The sequence below is a fragment of the Companilactobacillus heilongjiangensis genome, from assembly GCF_000831645.3.
Lineage (GTDB): Bacteria > Bacillota > Bacilli > Lactobacillales > Lactobacillaceae > Companilactobacillus > Companilactobacillus heilongjiangensis.
The window spans coordinates 2564964-2587952 of the sequence record NZ_CP012559.1; the positions used below are offsets into that span (position 1 = coordinate 2564964).

Annotated in this window: 28 protein-coding genes; 12 read left to right on the forward strand and 16 right to left on the reverse strand. The window is 35.9% G+C overall.

The annotated features are described in order from the left end of the window. Positions 1-140 precede the first annotated feature (140 nt). The 5 genes from JP39_RS11425 to JP39_RS11445 all read right to left on the reverse strand — a co-directional run bounded on the left by JP39_RS11425 (position 141) and on the right by JP39_RS11445 (position 3284). Entirely contained in the window at positions 141-692 is a 552-nt protein-coding gene (locus tag JP39_RS11425) for a hypothetical protein (RefSeq protein ID WP_041500959.1), read from the reverse strand. A gap of 14 nt (positions 693-706) precedes the next feature. Continuing rightward, on the reverse strand, positions 707-1558 hold the full coding sequence (locus JP39_RS11430; RefSeq protein ID WP_041500957.1) for a helix-turn-helix domain-containing protein: 852 nt from the start codon (positions 1556-1558) through the stop codon (positions 707-709). Between the two features lie 58 nt (positions 1559-1616). Continuing rightward, positions 1617-2474, reverse strand: coding sequence for a helix-turn-helix domain-containing protein (locus JP39_RS11435; protein ID WP_041500955.1), 858 nt, complete (start codon positions 2472-2474; stop codon positions 1617-1619). An 84-nt stretch (positions 2475-2558) separates the two neighbouring features. Then, positions 2559-2747 (reverse strand): hypothetical protein, encoded by a 189-nt coding sequence (locus JP39_RS11440; RefSeq protein WP_041500953.1) that lies wholly within the window; start codon positions 2745-2747, stop codon positions 2559-2561. 339 nt (positions 2748-3086) lie between these two features. Continuing rightward, positions 3087-3284, reverse strand: coding sequence for a hypothetical protein (locus tag JP39_RS11445; RefSeq protein ID WP_041500951.1), 198 nt, complete (start codon positions 3282-3284; stop codon positions 3087-3089). A 66-nt stretch (positions 3285-3350) separates the two neighbouring features. On the opposite strand from JP39_RS11445, the gene JP39_RS12845 reads away from it, so the two are divergent. Continuing rightward, the gene (locus JP39_RS12845) at positions 3351-3479 is read left to right on the forward strand and encodes a hypothetical protein (RefSeq protein WP_255312369.1); all 129 of its coding nucleotides are present in this window, start codon (positions 3351-3353) and stop codon (positions 3477-3479) included. A gap of 224 nt (positions 3480-3703) precedes the next feature. Here JP39_RS12845 and JP39_RS11450 read toward each other — a convergent pair whose 3' ends face one another. The 6 genes from JP39_RS11450 to JP39_RS11475 are packed head-to-tail and all read right to left on the reverse strand — an operon-like array spanning position 3704 to position 7832. Continuing rightward, complete coding sequence (locus JP39_RS11450) at positions 3704-4453, reverse strand: hypothetical protein (RefSeq protein ID WP_041500949.1); 750 nt, start codon at positions 4451-4453, stop codon at positions 3704-3706. 39 nt (positions 4454-4492) lie between these two features. After that, positions 4493-5266 carry a hypothetical protein gene (locus JP39_RS11455; RefSeq protein WP_041500947.1) on the reverse strand — a complete coding sequence of 258 codons (774 nt, stop codon included), beginning with the start codon at positions 5264-5266 and terminating at the stop codon, positions 4493-4495. Beyond that, positions 5263-5973, reverse strand: coding sequence for an ATP-binding cassette domain-containing protein (locus tag JP39_RS11460; protein WP_041500945.1), 711 nt, complete (start codon positions 5971-5973; stop codon positions 5263-5265). The genes JP39_RS11455 and JP39_RS11460 overlap by 4 nt, the downstream gene beginning before the upstream one ends. A gap of 15 nt (positions 5974-5988) precedes the next feature. Then, on the reverse strand, positions 5989-6741 hold the full coding sequence (locus tag JP39_RS11465; protein ID WP_041500943.1) for a hypothetical protein: 753 nt from the start codon (positions 6739-6741) through the stop codon (positions 5989-5991). Beyond that, a complete protein-coding gene (locus JP39_RS11470) occupies positions 6734-7462 on the reverse strand; it encodes an ATP-binding cassette domain-containing protein (protein WP_041500941.1) in 729 nt (242 codons plus the stop codon). Before JP39_RS11470 ends, JP39_RS11465 begins: the two co-directional genes overlap by 8 nt. After that, positions 7455-7832, reverse strand: a complete 378-nt coding sequence (locus tag JP39_RS11475; RefSeq protein WP_245626333.1) for a GntR family transcriptional regulator — start codon at positions 7830-7832, stop codon at positions 7455-7457. The genes JP39_RS11470 and JP39_RS11475 overlap by 8 nt, the downstream gene beginning before the upstream one ends. 183 nt (positions 7833-8015) lie before the next feature. Here JP39_RS11475 and JP39_RS11480 point away from each other — a divergent pair, with 183 nt between their 5' ends. Beyond that, positions 8016-8612: a hypothetical protein gene (locus JP39_RS11480; protein ID WP_041500938.1), complete on the forward strand. Its 597-nt coding sequence runs from the start codon at positions 8016-8018 to the stop codon at positions 8610-8612. Positions 8613-8667: 55 nt separating this feature from the next. On the opposite strand, the gene JP39_RS12630 is transcribed toward JP39_RS11480, so the two are convergent. Both JP39_RS12630 and JP39_RS11485 read right to left on the reverse strand, forming a co-directional pair. Then, positions 8668-8814: a hypothetical protein gene (locus tag JP39_RS12630; protein ID WP_157492469.1), complete on the reverse strand. Its 147-nt coding sequence runs from the start codon at positions 8812-8814 to the stop codon at positions 8668-8670. A gap of 345 nt (positions 8815-9159) precedes the next feature. Then, the gene (locus JP39_RS11485) at positions 9160-9372 is read right to left on the reverse strand and encodes a hypothetical protein (RefSeq protein ID WP_041500936.1); all 213 of its coding nucleotides are present in this window, start codon (positions 9370-9372) and stop codon (positions 9160-9162) included. A gap of 195 nt (positions 9373-9567) precedes the next feature. Here JP39_RS11485 and JP39_RS11490 point away from each other — a divergent pair, with 195 nt between their 5' ends. The 5 genes from JP39_RS11490 to JP39_RS11510 all read left to right on the forward strand — a co-directional run bounded on the left by JP39_RS11490 (position 9568) and on the right by JP39_RS11510 (position 14277). After that, positions 9568-10863, forward strand: a complete 1296-nt coding sequence (locus tag JP39_RS11490) for a GHKL domain-containing protein (protein ID WP_041500934.1) — start codon at positions 9568-9570, stop codon at positions 10861-10863. 44 nt (positions 10864-10907) lie between these two features. Next, positions 10908-12158, forward strand: a complete 1251-nt coding sequence (locus JP39_RS11495; RefSeq protein ID WP_169751889.1) for a GHKL domain-containing protein — start codon at positions 10908-10910, stop codon at positions 12156-12158. Then, the gene (locus JP39_RS11500) at positions 12155-12904 is read left to right on the forward strand and encodes a response regulator transcription factor (protein ID WP_041500931.1); all 750 of its coding nucleotides are present in this window, start codon (positions 12155-12157) and stop codon (positions 12902-12904) included. The genes JP39_RS11495 and JP39_RS11500 overlap by 4 nt, the downstream gene beginning before the upstream one ends. A 113-nt stretch (positions 12905-13017) precedes the next feature. Then, positions 13018-13620: a hypothetical protein gene (locus JP39_RS11505; RefSeq protein WP_041500929.1), complete on the forward strand. Its 603-nt coding sequence runs from the start codon at positions 13018-13020 to the stop codon at positions 13618-13620. Positions 13621-13656: 36 nt separating this feature from the next. Beyond that, the gene (locus JP39_RS11510) at positions 13657-14277 is read left to right on the forward strand and encodes a hypothetical protein (protein WP_169751890.1); all 621 of its coding nucleotides are present in this window, start codon (positions 13657-13659) and stop codon (positions 14275-14277) included. 13 nt (positions 14278-14290) lie between these two features. Here the strand turns inward: JP39_RS11510 and JP39_RS11515 are convergent, their stop codons facing one another. Next, positions 14291-14641: a hypothetical protein gene (locus tag JP39_RS11515; protein WP_041500925.1), complete on the reverse strand. Its 351-nt coding sequence runs from the start codon at positions 14639-14641 to the stop codon at positions 14291-14293. A 711-nt stretch (positions 14642-15352) separates the two neighbouring features. Here JP39_RS11515 and JP39_RS11520 point away from each other — a divergent pair. Continuing rightward, complete coding sequence (locus tag JP39_RS11520; RefSeq protein WP_041500924.1) at positions 15353-15559, forward strand: hypothetical protein; 207 nt, start codon at positions 15353-15355, stop codon at positions 15557-15559. Here the strand turns inward: JP39_RS11520 and JP39_RS11525 are convergent. Continuing rightward, positions 15554-16804: an MFS transporter gene (locus JP39_RS11525; protein WP_041500922.1), complete on the reverse strand. Its 1251-nt coding sequence runs from the start codon at positions 16802-16804 to the stop codon at positions 15554-15556. The two genes, JP39_RS11520 and JP39_RS11525, sit on opposite strands and share 6 nt — an antisense overlap. A 335-nt stretch (positions 16805-17139) precedes the next feature. Continuing rightward, positions 17140-17421: a bacteriocin immunity protein gene (locus JP39_RS11530; RefSeq protein WP_041500920.1), complete on the reverse strand. Its 282-nt coding sequence runs from the start codon at positions 17419-17421 to the stop codon at positions 17140-17142. Between the two features lie 510 nt (positions 17422-17931). Here JP39_RS11530 and hflX point away from each other — a divergent pair. The 4 genes from hflX to JP39_RS11550 all read left to right on the forward strand — a co-directional run bounded on the left by hflX (position 17932) and on the right by JP39_RS11550 (position 22985). After that, a complete protein-coding gene (hflX, locus tag JP39_RS11535) occupies positions 17932-19224 on the forward strand; it encodes a GTPase HflX (protein WP_041500329.1) in 1293 nt (430 codons plus the stop codon). Positions 19225-19365: 141 nt separating this feature from the next. Then, positions 19366-21003, forward strand: coding sequence for a peptide ABC transporter substrate-binding protein (locus JP39_RS11540; protein ID WP_041500330.1), 1638 nt, complete (start codon positions 19366-19368; stop codon positions 21001-21003). A 22-nt stretch (positions 21004-21025) separates the two neighbouring features. Next, on the forward strand, positions 21026-21958 hold the full coding sequence (gene opp3b / locus JP39_RS11545; RefSeq protein ID WP_041500332.1) for an oligopeptide ABC transporter permease: 933 nt from the start codon (positions 21026-21028) through the stop codon (positions 21956-21958). A 1-nt stretch (position 21959) separates the two neighbouring features. Next, the gene (locus tag JP39_RS11550; protein WP_041500333.1) at positions 21960-22985 is read left to right on the forward strand and encodes an ABC transporter permease; all 1026 of its coding nucleotides are present in this window, start codon (positions 21960-21962) and stop codon (positions 22983-22985) included. Positions 22986-22989 lie beyond the last annotated feature (4 nt).

The window sequence follows — 22989 nt, forward strand, 5'->3', positions numbered from 1 at the left end:
ATTCATTAAACATGCAGCGTAAACGTGCGACCAAACATAACTTTTTCCGCTTAAACCAAATAGGGACAGTAATCCAAAATCGGATTACAGTCCCTATTTGCCTTAGTGCTCGAAAGTTGAACATGTTTTGTCCCACTCTATTATTTTTCAATTAATCTAACAGTTATCCCAGCTGATGAATCAAGCATTTGTAACATCTGTTCAATTTTAGATTTATCAGTCTCATCAAAGGACAAATCCAAATCGACTTCTCGATTATCTTTCAACTTAAAACTTAAGTAATAGGCACTGGGATAGTAATAAACCATATATGCGCTGACTGCTGCAGCTGTAATATTTGCTGGAACCTGCATTTTTTTACCGATTACCACATTAGCATCAGCTACCCGATCCAGAGTAACTGACATTTGATTGCCACCAAAAGGAAGAAAAATTGCTTTTAACCTCTTGCCGGCAGTGCTGTAATCGTAATATTCAACGTGCTGAGAATCAATTTGCCAATATCCATACGCATCCGATAAATTGATAACGTATAGAGCTAACGCCACGATGAAACACAGCAGACCAAATATAATGCTGACTGCTATCTGGTTTGACAAGGTGTAGAAAAATATACTCACTATCAAGCCGACAATTAAACTGATTAACAAAGGTACATAACTAATTTTGCGTCCAAACGTAAACTTCCTCATGACGACCCCCTGCTTTATTTATCTCGCAATTCGTAGAGCTCTTTAGTCAAACTGATACTTCTATCTCGCACCATTTCAGCAATGTTTTGCTTATCAACAAATTCAATATTCTTCCGTCTCAAGAAAGAAATAATCGTCGATAACATTTGGCGTTCCTTTGACTGGAGCCAATAATACTGCCGCAAGTCTAAATAGATAGTTTGATCATCCTTAGTTGTAATAATAAAATAGAAATTTTCACGTATATACTGACCTAAATTGGGCGTATAGAATCCAAATATTATAACTGTTGATTTGGGATTAAACTCAAACAAACCTAGTTTTATTTCAATACTCTTTATCTGTTGATAAGTAACGTATTTAGTTTTTCTAGTATGAGATAAAACTTTTAGTGGAATTGTTATTTCATCCCAACTATTATATTTATCCTTAAAATCGTCAGTATAAGTAATCCCTTTTTTACCCAGAGACCAGTAAGTATAATAACGTTTAAAATCAAAAGGTGTCAGGAAAACCAGCATAAAATACGCTACTGTGAATCCAAGAATAGCCATACAAAAATTTTGGGATTCCGTGTATATCAGTACCCCAAGGATAAACGTGAACCATAAAAATAACAACGGCCAACGATTTTTGGGTTTTCCATAGTCAAACGGAAAATGTAAATACGGTTCACCTGTAATCAACTCATCCAGTGAAATATCCAATAGTCCACTCAAGGAAATCAAGTTATTGATACTTGGCAAATTTTCGCCAGTTTCCCATTTTGAAATTGATTGCCGAGAAATACTTAATGCTTCAGCCAATTGCAGCTGCGACAATTCATTTCTCTTCCGATATTTAACAATATTATCTGATAATGACATCCCGTTCACTTCCCCCACACCTAAATTAAGGAAAACACGCTCACTCTCAATATATTATTTACTCTGCTTTATCTCGCAACTCATAGAGCTCTTTAGTCAGACTGATACTTCTATCTCGCACCATTTCAGCAATGTTTTGCTTATCAACAAATTCAATATTCTTCCGTCTCAAGAAAGAAATAATTGTCGATAACATTTGACGTTCCTTTGACCGTGGCCAATAATACTGTCGCAAGTCTAAATAGATGGTTTGATCATCTTTAGTTGTAATAATCAGATGAAAAGCCTCATGCATATACTGTCCTTCAGTTGGTGCATAACCACCTTTAGGCGCAATCGCCGAGTTAGGGCTGACCTTGAATAGGTCCAATTTAACTTCAATCTTCTTTATTTGTTGATAGGAAACATACTTAGTTTTACGTGCATGAAATAACGTTTTAATGGGAATAATTATTTCGTCTAAGCTGTTATAAACATCTTTATCATTAGCCACATAGGTAATTCCCGACTTATCCAATGTCCAATACGTGTAGTAGCGTTTGAAATCATACGGATAAAACAGAATTGCCATCACATAGGCTGCAAACGCTCCAAAAAAGGGCGCATAAAAGCGATGAAATCCTGAGAAAACCAATCCTCCCAAAATAACCACCACTACTAAAAAGAAAACCGGCCAACGATTCCTGGGCTTACCATAATTGAATGGAAAATGTAGATATGGCTCACCTGTTATTAGCTCATCCAAAGAAATATCCAACAATCCACTCAACGAAATCAAATTATCAATACTAGGTAGATTTTCCCCAGTCTCCCACTTTGAAATCGATTGTCGGGAGATACTCAATGCTTCAGCTAATTGTTCTTGTGACAATTGATTTTTATTTCGATATTTAACAATATTATCTGCTAATGACATCGTTTTCACTCCCTCTATGACTAAATTATACGTTCTAAGCTCAGAAAATTGCACGCACTTTCTGCTTGCGGCGTTATATAACGCTTATTTAATCATAAAAGCACCCACAACTAGACAGATGACCCCAATGATCAGTGACGAGTAGACACCCATAAACACATATGGTTGAGGATTCTTAACGTTCTTTTTGATGTTGAAATACATTTTGCGACCGACATATATTTGATAGATTCCCATTAAAATAACGACAATCCCAATTAACTCAATTCCCATGAAATCATCCCCCTTTTTCTTAATTGCTTTAATAATTGATTAATTCTAAAAAATCACAACCCAAACATATCCTTAATTACAAATTCAATCTTTAAATACCTCAAATTATTCATCATAAAAAAATTAATTAGTTGGAAGAGCTGAGAGTATTCATCAGCAGCGAAAGTGGCGTTATGGCTTTAGCCATTACACCACCGGGCGTGTTGGAGACTTGCTGATTTTGCAAGGCTTCAACCGAGGTTCGAGATCGCACTATGGCTCGGACCGTACCGCGCAGCAGATGAATACTCTCAGCTCTGGAAACGGCATACTTCAATCATAAGCCACTTCGGAACAGGATTAAATCCATTTGAAGATAATATCAAAGCTAAGAAATATTAAAACCATTCCAAAAGTAGATCCAAACACCAATAGCAATCGTTCAATTTTAGGGAACTTGTTTTTGGGCTCTCTTCTAATTTGGTTAAACGATTTTATTACTAGAAAAATTTGTGTACCACCCATAATCAAGGCAACTAAAGCAATTAGATCAGACATTTTGGTCACTTCTTTCCTATAAGTTACCCATATGATAAGGTCCAACTCAAAAAAAGGAGGATTTCAGTGCTAGACAAACTGTCTAGTACTGAAATCCTCCTTTTATTTTATGAAAAATACTTCGAAAAGTTAAAAATTGAACCAATCAATGAAACCGTACCAACAACAACCATCGTCAGGGAAAGAATTCCTTGAACTGTACAGATGCTATTCCACGGGAAATCAACTAAAAATAGTAATCCCACAATGCCTATCCAAAAGTATTTTCCTTTATAAAAATCACTATTGAATCTCACAACGGTTCCCTTCTTTGCTTAGTTTTTAACCAATAAAATAACCTTTAGGTAGATAATACTCTCTATTAATAATTTTGTGCCAAGTTCATCATCAACGTACGTTTTTCAATCATGAACGTAAAATTATCTGTCTGTTTCGGCTTGATTTTTCAAAAGATATAGACCAACAACGATTGAAATTAATATTCCGACAATATCTATCGTGCTTACTATCAAAAATTCATTATTGTGCACGCCAGTATAGCGATACATCCCCAAAACTGACATACGCGTTAGGGTCCAGTAAATATTTGCACCAACCAAAGTTAAAATCAAAACATAAAATGTCAAAGGTATAATTCCTTGATTTTTCATTGGTAAGAAGTTGCCAAAATAGTCCATAGACAAGTGAATCAGCGTGCTTCCAGTTAAAATCAACAGCACTGCCAATATCCCAACGGCTAAGTCTTTGATCAACAATTCCAGCCGCATATCGCTGACAACAATTAGATGATGAATAACGTCTTGTTTCATAAAATAGTACAGTGATCCGATAAAAATAATTGATTCTATCAATCCAAAATACAAATAAATCAGACACGTCGTTAGTAAATTACTAAAGTACAATTTATTATCTGATATCGGTACTAACCGATAACGATTACTCGATAATACATTCTCATTAGCTCGAACCAATAAGACAATACTGACCACACAAACTGCAGCGGCGACCATAACCATCAACCCAACTGGATATTGTGAATTCAAATGAACGTCCATCTTATCCATGCCGATGAGAACCAAAACTCCAATAACATCAACGAGCAAAATCAAATTGATGAGTTTGAATTTGCTCCAAATTAAATCTTTACTTACACCCAGTAAGCTACCCATAATAACGGACCATCCCATAGTCTTTATTTTGTAGTTTTTTTAACGATCTGTTTCGGTCCATCTCTTCAAGAGATAGATGTTTATTGCTGAAAAAATTACACCCCAAATCACAACAATTCCGATTCCAAGCCAGATAACATTGTTGACTTGGCCTAATGTTGTAATTCCTTGTGATCCATTGTAAATGACTCTAAACACATTGCCTGATGTATAGTTAAAAATCATCATTCCAACTACCGTTACAACGATATATAGAATGAAATTAACAAATTTCTGACGAGAAAATGGTAAGAATCCGCTGATCCAATTAATTAAGAAATGAACAGAAGTAATACCCATCCAAATCAAAATCATCGTTAAAGTCATTAACAGCCACATTAATGCAGCTGTTCCGACTGAGCCCTTTATTTCACCCGCTGCTAGATTGAAGTCGCTCTGACCGCTTATAAAGTAAAAAATAGTTCCAAGCACAACCTCCAGAACTTGAAGATACATTAATCCTAAAAAGGTTGTTAAAAGATTACTGAAATATAATTTAGTCTCTGAAACAGGAAGCAGACGGTAATTATTGCTTGTATAAACTCTTTCATTTTTACGTGCCAGCAAGATAAATCCCACAAAGTTAGCAAAACTCAAACTAATCATAAATGTCGCAAAGAAATAATCTGGAAAAATTTGTCCATCCCAACCGCCTGTGAAGATTCTCAACACATCAACAGCCACTAGAAAAATTAGATCAATAATAATGATCCAATTCATCATCCGCCATTTTTCGCTCATTAAATTACTTGTCAAACCCATAAATTTGGTCATTTTGTAACACTTCCTTCGTAAACCTGTTCATAGTACTCCTCAACACCCAAGTGATATTTCTCTTGAATGTCCTCAACTGAACTAACTTGATAAATTGTTTCATCCTTAATAATAATCACATCATCCAATAGACTAGCAATCTCTGTGACGTAATGATCACTGATGACAATCGTTGAATCATCAGTCTTCCAACGGATAATACTACTGATAATTTTCTTACGTGACATACTATCGATACCGCTCAAAGGCTCATCTAATAAGTAGAGTTTAGTGTCGCGAGATAGTGTCAAAGCAATAATCAGCTTGCCTCTTGTACCAGTTGAAAGTGAAGATATTCGTTTGCCCTCGTCCAATCCTAGATATTCAGCAATTTCCAAGTACTTTCCTTGAACAAAATCAGGATAGACGTTCTCGTAAAACTTAACGATATCGCCAATCTTGGTATTCTTAGAAAAACCGCCTAGTTGATCACTAAAACTGACATTTTGTTTAATTTCACGTTTCTTACTAGCACCATTGACCGTTATAACGCCTTCAGGCAATGAATTTACCCCAGCAATCAAACGCATCAAAGTGGTTTTACCAGCACCATTTTCACCAAGTAAGCCAACAATTTTGCCACTGGTTAAGTTCAAATTGACGTCTTTTAAAATGGCTTTATTATTCTTCTTATAATTCAAATTCTTAATTCTTAACAAATTTGTCATAATGACGCCCCTTTCCTAATTAGTTGTTTCTGACTTTTTATTTAATAAATAAAGATCAATAACTGTGAATATTACAATCCAGATAACCATCATTGCCATGCCCGAGTACAACACTCGTGAAACGGCACCGAAACTGCTGTCTAAATCATTGATTCCCATGATTCTCAAAACATTACTTGTAATAAAGTTGAAAGGTATCATAAACAACCAGACAATGATTACTGAAACGATAGCTTTGACTAAACTTTGACTTCTAAATGGCAGAAAATCATTAACCCAATCGCTCAACAAATGTAACGCCGTTATTCCAGTCCAAATGACGATGATTCCTAATATAAATGCCACTACAACTTCTGCTTTGAAATAATACTGTTGAACTGAATTGAAACTTCTGACCATAAAGCGATCATAATCGTTAGGAAAAATTGCGACAGAAGCCACATAAACAACAAATTCCCCAACCATCAAATATACTAATCCGAAAAATGATGTCATCATATTGCTTGAATAAAGCGTTGCATCACTGATTGGTATCAAACGATACTTATCGTTAACGTAAACCAGCTCATTTGCTCTTGCCATTGCAAAAATTCCAACGGCCATAGCAATAAAAACACCACCAGTAAAACTAGTTATTCCAGGATTTGTTCGGAAGGAATTCCAGATTTGAGTAACTAATATGATAAGTATGTGAATTCCTAAAATCCAGCTGATCATTTTAAATTTGTTTTTAAGTAATCCTTTACTGACACGACCTAAGCTACTCATCGTCCAGACCCCCTTCATAAACTTTTTCATAATAATCTTCAATTCCCAAGTGATATTTAGCTTGAATATCTTCCACAGGACTAACTTGATAAACTGTTTGGTCCTTTAAAATTACGACATCATCCAAGAGACTCGAAATTTCTTTCACATAGTGCGAACTGATGATGATTGTTGAATCGTCACCCTTCCACTGAATAATACTTTTGATGATTTTCTTACGAGCCATAATATCGACTCCATTCAGCGGTTCATCTAATAAATAAAGTGGCACCTGGCGCGCCAAGGTTAAAGCAATCTCCAGTTTTTCACCCGTACCAGTTGAGAGATTGACTAGCTTGTCATCACAAGGGATTTCTAGAAACTTAGCCATTGCCTGATATTTTTCAAATGAAAAATCAGGATAAATGTCGATATAAAATTTCACGACATCTTTAACTTTAGTATTTTTTTCGCCTGCACCTTTGTTAAAACTGGTTAATGAGTAAGTTGCACTGACACATGATTTGCGTGCTGCTTTACTATCGACTCCGGCAACCGCAATCTGACCAGAAGTCTTAGCATTCACACCGGAGATCAAACGCATCAGCGTCGTTTTTCCGGCTCCATTAGCGCCAAGTAAACCAATAATCTTGCCATTATCAAGACTAAGATTAATGTCTTTTAAAATTAACTTATTATTCTTTTTATAATTTAAAGAGTTAATTTCCAATACTTTACTCATGATTTGCCTCCCGCTTTTTGACGTAGGTATTGAAGCTATTCATAATTTCGGTGTCATCCATATTCAATGAATGCAATTTATCGTATGTTGCATCAAACATTTCACTGACGATATGTGCTTTTAATTTTTCCACAATACTGGTGTCTTCAGTCACAAAATTGCCTTTACCACGCTGCGGTATAATGACTTCTTCTTCAGTCATTTCCTTGAGCGATTTCTGAACGGTATTTGAATTAGCAGAAAATTGGACGGCCAACTGTCTTACTGAAGGCAGTTGTGATCCTAATTCATACTGATTGCTAATAATTTTGCGATACAAGATATCCTTGATTTGGAGGTAAATAGGTATGTTATCAATATATTCCATCATTTCACCCTCTTACTGTTCTAGTACACTAATACAGTACAACGGATATTTAAAAAAAGCAACTGATTAACAACGATTGTTGAATTCTTCTTTGCCAACATGTCAATCACCTCCCATCAACCACATTTCTGATGTGATGTTATATTTAGTTCAAAGTTGGGAGCTAATCGAAAGAACTGATGTGTCATGCTAAAATTTGGAAAAAAAGTCAATTATCGACCGTTTCTAGTCAGTGGCGCCATTGCTACAGCCGTCGGACTAATATTTGGAATTAATATTGCGACTATGTTGGGAATTAAAATTGCCGTTATACTTTTTCTATTGATGTTCCTTGGACATTACCTATTTGTACTGCCAGTAATCTTCAATTATTGGGATTCCGACAGTAAATTCATCCGTTATAACGATATCAAACCGCTCAATAAACGCTTACTGGCTATTCTTTTGCCAAAATTTTCACCAGTTAACGTCATTGACAGGAAAAATATTCGTCAAATATCAATATTAGGATTACCTCAGCACGATTTGTCATTTGCATCCGAATTAGTATTATCAGAGGAAGGCGGCTTAATGTACAACTTATTTCTGATGATAAATGAACCTGTCAAAGTCCGTCTGACCATGAAAAATCGGGAAACCATCAACCTAGATCTATCACGTGATTATGTAAGACGACCGCATGAAACATTGGGCAAACTGCGGATGTTTCTCGAAAGTTTTAATCCTAAAATTTTAGAATTATCAGATGAAACTGAAAATTTACTACATTTAAGGCAAAAATAAGAAGATTACGATGATATTAATTCACCGTAATCTTCTTATTTTTAGACTCAAATTTTTACCTTTGTGGCATTTGTTCAGAGAAACTATAGAATTGTGATTTATCGTTGAAATCACCCATATTCATGCCATTCCAACTGGAGTCTTTTGACAAGTTGCCTAATTCCATCAAGGCTTTTTCTCTAACCTCAATATCTTTTTTCATCGTACTTACTCCTTAAAATAACCGTATAGTACTAGTTTCGTATGACACTTCTTCCGACTAATATTCTCGTATTAAATTAGACACCACCGTTACCGTAATAACTTCAGTAGTAATTTTTCAAATACTCAGAAACTTTACTTTAGTTAAAAGTAAAAATAAATTAGTTGGAAGAGCTGAGCGTATTCATCCGCAGCGAAAGTGGCGTTATGGCTTTAGCCATTACACCACCGGACGTGTTGGAGACTTTCCGGTCTGTGGAAAGGCTTCAACCGAGGTTCGAGACCGCTCTTTGGCTCGGACCGTGCCGCGCAGCAGATAAATACGATCAACTCTGGAAACGGCATACTAGAACAATGGACTTTTTACTACAAGCAAAACCACGCCACCAATTATGAAACATGCTCCAAAGAGAAAACTATACCAAACGGTTAAGGCAGAAAAATTTGATGTCGTCTTATTACCGTGATGCTGAATCACTTTAACGTATTTAATTGAATTTAACATCTGATACATTCCAAATGCGATTGCTAAAATACCAAAGACATAATTCCAAATCATTTTAGACGCTTCCCTTCTTGCTTCTTGACTAAAAGATAGCATCTCGTGAATTGCCTTGAATCAAAACATCTTGAATACCATATATTTCGTTCTTGAACGAATTCAGGAATAAATTTACTTGTTTCACGATATCTTTATTTTTAGTGATTAATTATATGTGATAATTAATATATCAATATAGGTAGGGGGCAAACGATGATTTATATAAATCCAACGATTGATGTCATTGGTCGAGCGCTGTCGGGAATAGTCTTTTTCTATGTCTTTAACAGTTTGTATCGTCAACAAAAAAATTACTTTTTCGTAATTTCAGCTATATCCATCGTTATAACGGCTATTTTTATTCCTGATTATGCCTATTTCATCGATGCCATCATCTTGTACCTAGCCTTTTGTTGGCACCAGAAATATAAACTACTGTTGATCAATACAATTCTCTTGAGTTCCCTAATTCAATTACTTGGCGAAACGTTAGTCAATACGACTGCCTTTTTCTTCAACAGTCAAAATATCTCAACTAAAACAATCTGGGGTAGTATTCTATTCGTATTCATCACACTTTTAATTCAAATCATTATTTCCGCAATTTTTATTATTTCATATAGATATTTTAATATCGAAGAGGACTGGAATATCGCTCACTCATCCTTATTTGGCTTATTAATTGGCTATTTATTCATCGTTATCTTCTTTTTCATGCGGATAATCCAGCACTATCAAGCTTACTCAGATTTAATGTCTGGCATCATGCTCTTTATTCTGATTCAATGTTTCTTCATCGTCATTGTCTTTCTAAAGAGCAACCAAACTCAAGCTGAAACTTATACCCGTGAACTTATGAAGGAACAACTGAAGAATCTCAAAATGTACACTGACCAATTGGAAACCGACCAAATTAAGCTCCGTGGCTTTGAAAGAAACTATAAGAGCACAATTTCCGGTCTAAGAGACATCGCTAAAACTGGCGACTACCAAGAAATGAAGCACTCTTTAGGAACTTTGGAAGATTACTCCAACAGCTATTTCGACAATATTTCAATGCAACTATTTAAGGACCTCAATAACGTTCAGAATCCTTATTTGAAGAGCCTTTTAATCAGTAAACTCACTTTGATTCATCAAAATAACATCACCTGCCACTTTGAATGTCGTGATACGGTCAATGATGTTTTGATAAATATTTTTGACCTCGTGCGACTACTGGGGATTTCGATTGACAACGCAACTGAGGCCACGAAAAATCAAAAGAATGGTGAAATTCAAATTGCGATTATTGAGGAAGCAGCACAATTATCCTTTGTCATCAACAACACCACCGCCGAACAAACCGATATTTCTGACATGATGCAAGAAGGCTTTACCACTAAGCAGCATCACTCGGGATTAGGCATGGTCAATGTTCAAGACATCAAAAAGAAGTATCCTAACCTCTTTGTTCAATATCGGAAAAATAATCAATGGTTTAATCTTAGTATTGTAATTATTAAATAATTTAGGGAGTATTTATGACGTTATTTATTACCGGACCGCATCTAATGCGAATCTGCTTTACCTGGGCAATTTTCTACTACATGTTCAGCTTAATTTATCATTCTAAATTTTCTATTCAACGCAAAACACTCAGTTACTGGGCACTTTGGTTAATTTCGATTACTCTAAATATCTTCTTATCTGGTTATGCTAACTTGCTTATTGCCATAATTATTTATTTTGTTCTCTGGTCCGACAAGAAAATTGATTATTATCTCATAAATATTATTCTGTTGAGCTTTCTCGTCAAATTTCTTGCCATCATCATTCCCAGTCCAATTCTGATGCACTTCTTTCCCAGTCCAGACGTTGTCTCATACGGCTTCAATCTAATAATCAATCTGATTGAATTTATCTTCTCCATTACATTCGTTTACTTCTATAACTACTTTAAACTAAACGATTTCTTTCAATCACGGGAAAATCCGATGACTAGTATCGTACTAGGTTACGTCTACATCATTTTTTTCATGTTCCTAAAACTCACCCAACATTTCAAGGCATATGCTGGATTAATTACTGGTATGTTTATTTTTATCCTCATTCAATGTATTTTTATTATTTTGATCTTCAGTTTTACCAGAAGACGGCAGAGAAAAGTTTATCGCGACCGTTTTTCTGAAGAACAGGTTAAAAATTTGAAACTTTATACTGACCAATTGGAACACGATCAATTAAAATTACGTCATTTTAAACATGATTATAAGAACCTGCTATTCAGTTTAAAGTCCGTGGCCGAACAACAAAATTACGAGTTGATGAATCAAGCACTGGATAACCTCGAAAATTATTCTGATGATTATCTAAACAATTTATCAATGGATTTATATCAAGACTTAAATAATGTGAAGAACCCTTACCTAAAAAGTCTGCTCATCAGCAAATTAAATACCATCAATCAGAAGAATATCGTCTGTTTTTTCAATTGTACCGATGAGTTGAATAATTTACCGATTAATATTTTTGACCTCATACGCCTGTTAGACCGGGCTATCGACAACGCAATTCATTTCACCGAGCGTCAAGAACATGGCAAAATTCAATTGGCTATCACTCAGGAGAATAATCAGCTGGCATTTTTGATCAATAATACTTTGGCCAATTTACCCACCACTGAGCGAGAACAAGATTACTTGGAACTGCTTCATATCAAGGAATTAAAGAAAAAATATTCCAATATATTTATTCAGCATAGTAAAAATGCCAAGTGGTTCCGATTCCACATCACATTAATCACCAAGGAGGACAAAAAATGAGTTACCCAATTATCATGTGTGAGGATAATCAAATTCAATTACAACAATTAGATACGTTGGTCGAGAATTATATTCTATTTCACAGTGACCTCTTCAAAGTTGAACTAACAGCCTCTAAGCCGCAACAAGTCATCGATTATTTGGACCAATCTGAGCCCCAAAATGGTATCTATTTTCTCGATATCGACCTCAAAGCTGAAATTGACGGCATTCAATTAGCAGCCATCATTCGTAAAAAGGACGTCCAAGCTGAGATTATTTTCGTTACAACTCACGACGAACTTGCGCCTTTGACTTTGAAACGTAAAGTTGCCGCCTTAGACTTCATCGAAAAAGACCAGCCTTTAGAAGACTATCGTCAAGAAATCTACGATACGCTCGACTACGCCAAACAAATTATTGATGAAACTCGAACTGTTCAAAAGAAAGGTTTCTCCTTTGAAGTTGGCAGCCAAGTTTACAATTTGGATAAGTCTGAGGTTATTTTCCTCGAAGCCTCAGATATTCCACACCGTTTGAACCTCGACTCAACTAACGGCAAGTTTGAATTTTACGGCAAGCTAACCGAATTGGAGAAGAAGTATCCCTTCCTATTCAGAATTAGCCGTTCTTGTCTGATCAACCCTGAGAACATTCATCACGTTGATTTTTCAATTCGGGAAATCGGTTTTAGTGACGGCACAACACAGAAATTTTCTATCGGAAAATCTAAGAAGCTCAAAAATATCATTCAAGAAACGCTCTAATTTGATTCAGGAACAAATCTACCCTATTTCAAGACATCTTAATTCCAATAATTTTCGTTGATGATAAATTGAGGGTGTAATAAGAACAATTCAATTTAAAGAAGGTCATTATTATGTTGAAATTTGGTAAAAAAATAACATACAGAGCACTCTTGATTAGTTTGTTAGTTGGTTTTCTACCGGGAAGTGCGGCTGGAGACATTCTCAACTCATTACCAATAGGCTTACTAGTCGGACTAGCATTTTTCTTGTATGTCTTCTTCGCTTATTATTTTCCCAACGTGCCAACGCTATTTGTTTATTGGACGGCAGATTCTGACGAAATCAGATATTGTGATATTAAATCTTGGAAAAATCGTCTTTTAGGTATGGTGGCTCCTTTCGCTGCCAAAATGGTGACAATTAAAAAGAGTGATATTAAGTCGGCTACAGTCGTTGGTGATTTGAGTGGCAACTTCGCTATGCCAATGGCAATTCCATTCAGCCCTGGAGTAGCGGTTCTTTCACCAGTCCTTTCAATGATCCATCATCCAGATCTTGTTGTTTTAACTATCAAAGATGGCTCGACAGTTGACTTGGATGTTTCCCGTGACTACGCATACAGTCGTGATAATACCCTCGACAAACTGGATGCTTTCTTCAAAGGATTAGGAAGCATTCCTATCAAAACTGACATCCCTAAAGATAGAAAGCATACTTCCACAAAAACAGTTTAGTTTTTACCGTTATAACGATGGTAAAAGGAATCGTTCATGAATAAATATTTTCAAAGGAAGGTAATTATCATGTTAAAATTCGGTAAAAAAGTTACATATAGACCATTAATTATTAGTATATTGTTTACTTTAATTCCGCTAATCCCAGCAATTAAGTTTAATTGGCCACTCGCCTACTTGCTCAGTTTGGTAGTCTTCAGTATTATTTTCTTCGTTTATTACCTATTTAACTTACCTACGACTTTCAATTATTGGGAAGCCGATGTCAATGTGATTCGTTATAACGACATGAAAAAAATATCTAGTCGTTTGGTAATGATGCTTGCACCTTTCAAGAATCAATTAACCACTATCAAAAAACAAGATATTCAATCCATCACAGTCAACGGCAAACTTGCTAATCCTGATGAAGTTGCCGTTCCTCTTCAAGTGACAGCTTACTATGCTGTTTTAACGCCAATCCTATCCATGATTAAGAACCCAGTCACTTTGGAACTCACTATGAAGGATGGCCAGACGATTAGTTTGAGCGTCGCACGTGATTATGCTTACAGTAATAAAAAGACCATCGAAAAATTAAATCAATTCTTCGACAGTCTCGATGATGCTCAGATTAAAATTATCAATTATTCCAATCACAAAATCAGCTTTAATTAAAAAAATGCATCTCTTATAATTTAAGAGATGCATTTTTTGTACTTAGGATATCTATCAAAGAATAAGCAGTTTCAAAGCTAGTTGTCCGTTGTTTTATTTGTAAAATTTGGTCCCATAAACGACCAGTATAATCATTGAAAACCAATTTATTCGCATTACGTTCATGATTGACCTTACTAATGAGTTGATCAATTTTCTTATCAAAAAGTGAACCGCGATATTGTTTCTCTGAGAGTTCTTGGACAGATAGCTTAATAAATTGCCCCATCTCTTGATTAACCGCTGATTCATTAATCTGATTGTTAAATGATTCATCGAAATTCATCAATATCGAAAGCAATAACTTCTGTTTAGAATATTCCATTTGTCTTTTCACCCGTATATAAATATAACTGATTTCCTTAATAATAGATATGCTTTAGCTCATTTTTCTATTTAAACTTGTTAAACCTGCCGCCTCCGGTTGCGAGAAAAAATTCACCTGCTATGAGGACCGACTTGAGCCAAGGTCTCAAGTCTCGATTTTGAACTTCGCAAAGACCGCGAATTTCAAAACTCGCCCTGTGGTGTAATGGCTAAAGCCATAACGCCACCTCCATAGCATGTGAATTTTTCTCGCTACCTCCGGCTAGTATCTTTTAATGACTGAATATATTATCTCTTTACAAATACCCTTGTAGAATATAACTATTGAACCCGAATTTGCATTTATTCGTATAAATAAAAATTTAACGATGAATTTCTGATACGAACAATCGCTGTAATAGATTCCGGTGGAGCTTATTTAAATAGTCAAAAATCATCATTTCAAAAAAATACATTAGTTGGAAGAGCTGAGAGTATTCATCTGCAGCGAAAGTGGCGTTATGGCTTTAGCCATTACACCACCGGGCGAGTTGGAGACTTTCCGGTCTTTGGAAAGGCTTCAACCGAGGTTCGAGACCGCTCTTTGGCTCGGGCCGTTCCGCGCAGCAGATGAATACTCTCAGCTCTGGAAACGGCATACTTCAATAAACCTTCAATCTTTAGGTGTATAATAAAACGTATACATTTTCACTACTTGGAGATATTACATATGAATAAATTGTTTTATAAGACCATCAATTTTTGGTATGCCGTCGCTATGTTCGTTGTCGGCATCATATTTACAGCCCACTCAACTGAATCAACTTGGATATTAGTTGATGCCATTTTCTTCATTTCAGCCATTGTTTTCTTACTACTTAGTCTTTTCCGAAAGCCTAAGCCTAAAAAAGATGACGATCAGAATCCTATTTTATAGGGCTTTGATCGTTTTTTTATTTGGCACATCAATGGTAAGCATGAAAATTGATAATATCAATATAATCACACCCGTGATTCCAAACAGTATAATTGGTGAAACTTTGTCGAATAGTAACCCAAATACTGCTGTTCCGACTGGTGTCAGTACACTTACAGCTGAATTGAAAAAGGCATTTACTCGTCCTTGAATCTCAAATGGAATTTTAGTTCTGATATATATCGAGACCGGCATATTTACCGAAGTGACCGATAATCCTAAAATCAACATTGAAATTGCATATACAACAAACATATTTAATTTTGTAAATAGCGGTAAACAGAATAGGACGAAACTGAAAGTCGTCAGTAAGCCAAAGAGCCCAGTCATTTTAGTTAAGCTGGCTTTGATATGTTTTACACTCCATAAAATACTTGCTGTTAACATCCCCACCGCTATCACAGCTTGAATTATCCCAAAAAGTGTCGACTTCATTTTGTACAATGTTACTAAAACATAAGGTATACCAACGTTAATTGCAGCTAAACTGAAATTAGCGATGATTCCGAAAACAGCCATTGATGCCAATATTTTGTCACTTTTAATAAATGACAAAGCTTCTTTAGAATCCAAAAGTATTGATTGTTCCTTAGGCTTCTCGTTAGTCTTAACAACCTCCGCAAAATTAAAGTTGAGAAATAATATCAAAATCAAAGCTACGATTTCTCCAGCAATATCTAGAACAAAGAATGAAATTACGGGAATTACCGCGAACAATCCTCCACCAAGAATTGGACTAAACAAACTGGCAATAATATTTACACCTTGTTCTAGAGAAATCAATTTCTGCTGATCAGCTGTTGGTACGACTCCAGTAGTAGAAGCCTTATACGCCGTGGATTGAAACGCATCACATAGTTCTAGTAGACCAGAGAGAACAACGATAATCGCTGGAAAATATGTTTTATTCCCAACAATAAACAAGAAATACGTCGCAATCGAAAGCACTAAAGTACTGGCAATCTGCGCAATAATAACAATTCTTTTGTGATCGAAGTGGTCGACTAAGTGTCCAATAAAAGGACTAAAAATAAATGACAAAAATGGCCCAATAAAAATTATCAATGAAAATAAAATACTCGATTTATAAACTTTGAGCACATACATCCCCAACGCAAATGTAAATAGCTCACTGACAAAGGATCCTATAAGTAAACTACTAGTAGCTAAAGATATCTGAACCCCAGACTTCCTTTTTCTTTCCATAATAAGATCCCTTTTCATTTAAATTTGGTTCTATTCCATCAAGAAATATCGGTAGATAGTATAAATCTCTAATTTTTTTCTAATCTTATATTTCAACTTGAATTCCTAATAAACTAGCATCAAGCACAAATTTAGATATGGTAGAATTATAATACAGTGAATAAAAAAAACAATTTTTTAATTAAATTAGAATGTTAATAATATTAAAAACCTTTTAGATACACGTTTCAAGGCACATTGTTATTTCAAAACGTATTTCAGACATTAAGCCCTCTAATTTTAGCCAAGAAAAAAGCAGCTAATCTAGAATAATCCCCAGATTAACTGCTCTTCTTTTACCAAAATAAATGACTAATTCCAGTACCCTTCCAAAACTTCTGATCATCCGCCTGTACAGCTTTCGCCAATACCATAAGATCATTAGGAGCCTTGTATTGATGCGTCATAAGATAAGTAGAGATAACCCCACCCAACTTTCGAACGACATCTCGAAATTCCTTACCATCATCCAAATTCTTGTAAGCTAACAATAAAGCAGAAAACAAACCTTGATCATTCTTAACATTTTCATCCTGAGCCGCATTATCAATCAATTTCATTAATTCATTTTTATCCATATTAAAATTGCCTCATATCATTTATTGACTCAATACTACTAAAAACCACTCTTAAACGAAACAAATTGTCTTGAACACACTATTTTTAGGTCCTGAATCTATATATATTAAAGAAATAATTTAATAAGAAGGATGAACTAGCCTCCGACTGGGAGTGATTTTCACCCGCTATGGAAGTGGCGTTATGGCTTTAGCCATTACACCACAGGACGTATTTTGAGACGCGGGTTTCGGCTCAAAATCGAGGGTCGAGACCGCACTGTGGCTCGAGCCGGTCCCATAGCAGGGCGAAAAATCACTCCCAGTCGGAGGCGGCATATTTCAATACAAATCCAAGAAACCGTTTTCTACCTATTATATAGCGCGAAAAGGACATCCATGGTATTATTTATACAGCTTATCGAAAGGATGGTATTCGCAATCATGCGCTTAAAGACTGATATCATTTCAACCAATAAATAATAAATTGGCATTGTTACCCTGGGGTAATTAGTGCCACCAGGAGGATTTATGACTGAATCTAAATTAACATATGAAAAAACACGCGTAATCGTTGCCGGAGTTAGCCACCTACAGCCTGACTTTGAATATACGATGCAAGAATTAGCAGCTTTAGTTGAAGCTAATAACATGGAAGTAGCTGATACAATCGTTCAAAACGTTAACAGTGTCAGTGGTAAAACTTACTTTGGTGCTGGTAAAGTTACCGAAATCAAAGAAATTGCCAACGCTGATGATGTTCAAATTATCGTTTTAAATGATGAATTGACACCTTCACAAATCAGAAACTTGGAAAAAGAAACTAAATTGAGTTTCATGGATCGAACAGAATTGATTCTCCAAGTTTTCTCAAACCGTGCTCAAACTAAACAAGCTAAATTACAAGTCGAAATTGCTAAAATGCAATATCAACTACCAAGAATTCACCCATCTGGGAATCCACTTGACCAACAATCAGCTTCAGGTGGTCTCGCTAACCGTGGTGCCGGTGAATCAAAATTGGAATTGGATAGACGTGTAATTAGAAAACGTATCACCGCTTTACGTAACGAACTCAAAACGGTCGACCGTACAATTGATGTTCAAAGCAGACGTCGGACTAATACATCCCTTCCACTAGTTTCATTAGTCGGCTATACCAACGCTGGTAAGTCAACGACAATGAACGGTATCTTGAATTTTAACAAGGATAACTCGCAAGACCGTAAGGTTTTTGAAAAGGATATGCTCTTCGCTACCCTAGATACCAGCGTTCGTCGCATCGATCTTGAAGACAACTCAAGTTTCTTACTTTCCGATACAGTTGGGTTTGTTAGCAAACTACCACATAACTTAGTCGAATCATTTAAGACAACGTTACAGGAAGCAGAAAACGCCGATCTGTTAATCCAAGTCATCGATGTTTCAGATGAACATTGGCGCAACATGATTGAAGTTACTGAGAAGACTTTGAAAGAGGTTGGTGTCGTTGATAAACCAATGATTTATGCTTTCAACAAAGCCGACCTCAAACCGGGTCAACAATTCCCTGTTATCGAAGGCGATAATATCTATTATTCAGCCATTGATAAGGAATCGATCGAAAAATTAGTTGATCTGATTAAAATAAAAGTTTTCAACCACTACAAGCAAGCTGAATTACTGGTTCCCTACAGTGATCAGAAAGTTGCGGAAGAAATATTGAAAAACTCCCAAGTAATCAAAAAAGAGTTTACTAATGACGGTTCTTTGATCAGTGCTAATTTAAGCCCTGAAGAATTAGAAAGATTTAATAAATACATCCAAACAGAGGTATCTGATTAAGCAGATATCTCTGTTTTTCTTTGCAATTTAGTCCATATTGTATTATTATTTTATAAACATTAGAATTTTTCTAATTAAGGGTATTCACTTTTAATATTCATTAGTGTATTCTAAGAATAATTATTTTAGGGAGGATGAACAATGAATTTCAAGAAGAAGTATTTCCTTGCATTGTTACCGATATTTCTATTTGCATTAGTTCTGAGCGGGTGTGGTAACTCGACAGAAAAAGATAATAAAAATACACTTTCAATCAGTTCCAGTGATGTTATCGCAACAATGGATTCATCAATGAACACTGATGTTATCGGTGCTCAAGGCTTAACAGACACTATGGAGGGGCTATATCGTTTCGATGGTGGTACATTAAAACCTGCTATTGCTAAGAGTATTGTTAAACCAACTAACAATGGTAAAACTTACACTTATCATTTGAAGAAAACTGTTTGGTCAAACGGCAAACCTGTCCGTGCTCAAGATTTCGTTTACGCATGGCGCAGAACCGTTGATCCAAAGACAGCCTCACAATATGCTTATATTTACTCAGGTATCAAAAATGCCGATGCTATCAACTCTGGTAAGAAACCAGTTAATACTTTAGGTATTAAGGCATTGGACGATTATACATTACAAATTACGCTAGAAAACGCAATTCCATACTTCAATACATTGATGGCTAGTTCAACATTCTTCCCACAATACAAACCGGCAGTTGAGAAAGCTGGTAAGCAATATGGTTTGAAGAGTAAAGGTATGGTCTTCAACGGACCATTCAAGCTAGTTAACTGGACTGTTTCAAACAACAGTTGGACTGAAGTTAAGAACGACAAGTATTGGAATGCTAAGATTGTTAAACTTGATAAAGTTAAATACTACGTTGTTAAGGATAACAATACTGGTTTGAACTTATACGATGCTAACCGTATCAACCGTCTACAAAAGATCAGTGGTGATACAGCTCGTCAAGTTTCAAATTACAAGACTTTCTCCAACGATAAACTTGCTGCAACGTTCTACTTCGAATTGAATCAAAAGAAATATCCTTTCTTTAGAAACAAAAAGATTAGACAAGCTATTTCAATGTCAATTAACCGTAAACAATTAACTGATAACGTTCTTGGTAAGACTGCTGGTGTTGATAATACCGTTGTCCCAGCTGGAATGTCATTTAACCCAGAAACTAAGAAAGACTTTACTAAAGAAGCAGCTTTGAAAGCTCCCGGTAAATATTCAGAATACAATCCTAAACTTGCTAGAAAACTCTGGAAAGAAGGATTGAAAGAAACTGGTCAAAAGAACCTTAACTTCACTATTTTAGGTGACGATACTGATGGTGCTAAGAAACAAAACGAGTATCTACAAGGTCAACTTGAAAAGAACTTGCCTGGATTAAACATTTCCTTACAAAACGTTCCATTCAAATCACGTCTTAACAAATCTATGACTGGTGACTTCGATATCGTTGTTACAGCCTGGAATGCCGATTTCCCAGACCCTGTTACATTCCTTGACTTGTTTACAACAAATAACCCTCAAAATGATGGTAAGTATTCAAACAAAGAATACGATGCTTTAATCAAGAAGAGTAAGACAACTGACGCTACTGATCCTGAAGCTAGATGGCAAGACTTGTTACAAGCAGCTGCACTTTTGACTGAAGATCAAGGCGCTGTTCCGCTATACCAAACTTACCAAGCTAACTTAACTAGAGAAAACGTTAAGAACTACAGAATTACACCAAACGGTAGTTACAACCTTGCCACTGTTTACAAAAAATAATTAGGAGTTAGGGAGATTAAAGATGGCTAAATATATTCTCAAAAGAATTTTCTACCTGTTTTTGACCCTTTTCATTATTGCAACTTTGACATTCTTCTTAATGAAGATGCTTCCTGGTACACCGTTCTCTAACCAGAACCGTATGTCGCCGGATCAGCTGAAAATTGTTAAAGCTCAATATGGTTTGGATCAATCAGTCTTTGTCCAATATCTACGTTATATGGGTGGTTTGCTTCAAGGTAACCTTGGAACATCATTCCAATTCAACAATGAACCTGTTACAGCTTTAATCGGTCAACGTCTTGCTCCATCAATGCAAATTGGTGCACAAGCTATGATCGTTGGTACAGTCCTTGGTATTTTACTAGGTGCTGTTGCCGCTATTCGTAAAAACACATGGGTTGATACACTTGCTACATTCATTTCAATCTTAGGTCTATCAATTCCATCATTCGTTTTAGCCGTACTACTACAATTCTACTTAGCCTACAAATGGCACATCTACCCAGTTGCTCTTTGGGACAACTTCCAATCAAGTGTGTTGCCAACACTAGCTCTAGCAGCCTTACCATTAGGTAACGTTGCCAGATTTATGAGAACTGAAATGGTCGATGTTATGAGTAGTGATTATATTGAATTAGCCAAATCAAAAGGTAATTCAGCTTGGAAAGTTGTTACAAAGCATGCGCTTCGTAATTCTTTAATCCCAGTTGTTACAATCATCGGACCTATGGCCGTATCTGTTATGACTGGTTCAATGGTTGTTGAGAACATCTTCTCAATCCCTGGTATCGGTGAACAATTCGTTAAATCAATTACAACAAATGACTACCCTACAATCATGGGACTTACAATTTTCTATTCATTCCTATTGGTTGTTATCATCTTGATTGTCGATATTCTTTACGGATTTATCGATCCAAGAATTAGATTAGGAAACGGAGGTAAAGAATAATATGGAACAAATTCCAGACATTCCAAAGGAAAAATTCAAATTAGTTCATGACGAGAATAATAATGAACAAGAAAAGATTGGTACACCTTCTCTAACATACTTACAAGATGTTCGTCGTCGCTTGTTCTCAAATAAAGTCGCTGTTGTTTGTTTAACACTACTTTCAATTATCGTCTTGATTTCAATCTTTGCCCCATTAGTTGCACCTCACAATCCTAATGCTCAAGAAGTTACCTTATCTAACTTGCCTCCTAAACTAGGAAACTTAAACATCCCTGGATTCAATGGTTACCAAAACATGGGTGGTAAGATGGTCGATGCTTACAAACAAGCTGGCGCACCTAAGAACGCTTTCTATCTATTAGGTACTGACTATCTTGGTCGTGACCTATTATCAAGAATCATTTATGGTACTCGTCTTTCACTTGTTGTTGCTATCTTGGCTACACTAGTTGATTTAATCATCGGTGTTCCTTACGGTATCGTTTCAGGTTGGAAAGGCGGCAGAACTGATACAATTATGCAACGTATCGTTGAAATCGTATCTTCTGTTCCTAACTTGATTGTTGTTATCTTGATGATGATCATCTTAAAACCAGGTCTAGGTTCAATCGTTATTGCTATTGCCATCACTGGTTGGGTTACAATGGCGCGTCTGATTCGTGCTCAAACCTTCCAATTGAAGGAACAAGAATATATCTTAGCTGCCAGAACGCTTGGCGAGTCATCAACTAAGATTGCTACAAAGCACTTGATTCCTAACTTGTCTTCAACAATTATTATTCAAACAATGTTTACAATTCCGAATGCCATTTTCTTCGAAGCTTTCCTAAGTTTCATTGGTATTGGTATTCCCGCACCAAACGCATCATTAGGTACACTTTTATCAGATGGTCAAAAAGCCTTCAGATTCTTGCCATACCAAATGTGGGCTCCTGCTATTATCTTGAGTATTATCATGATTGCCACTAACCTACTTGGTGATGGTCTACGTGATGCCTTTGACCCACAATCATCTGATCATTAACTAA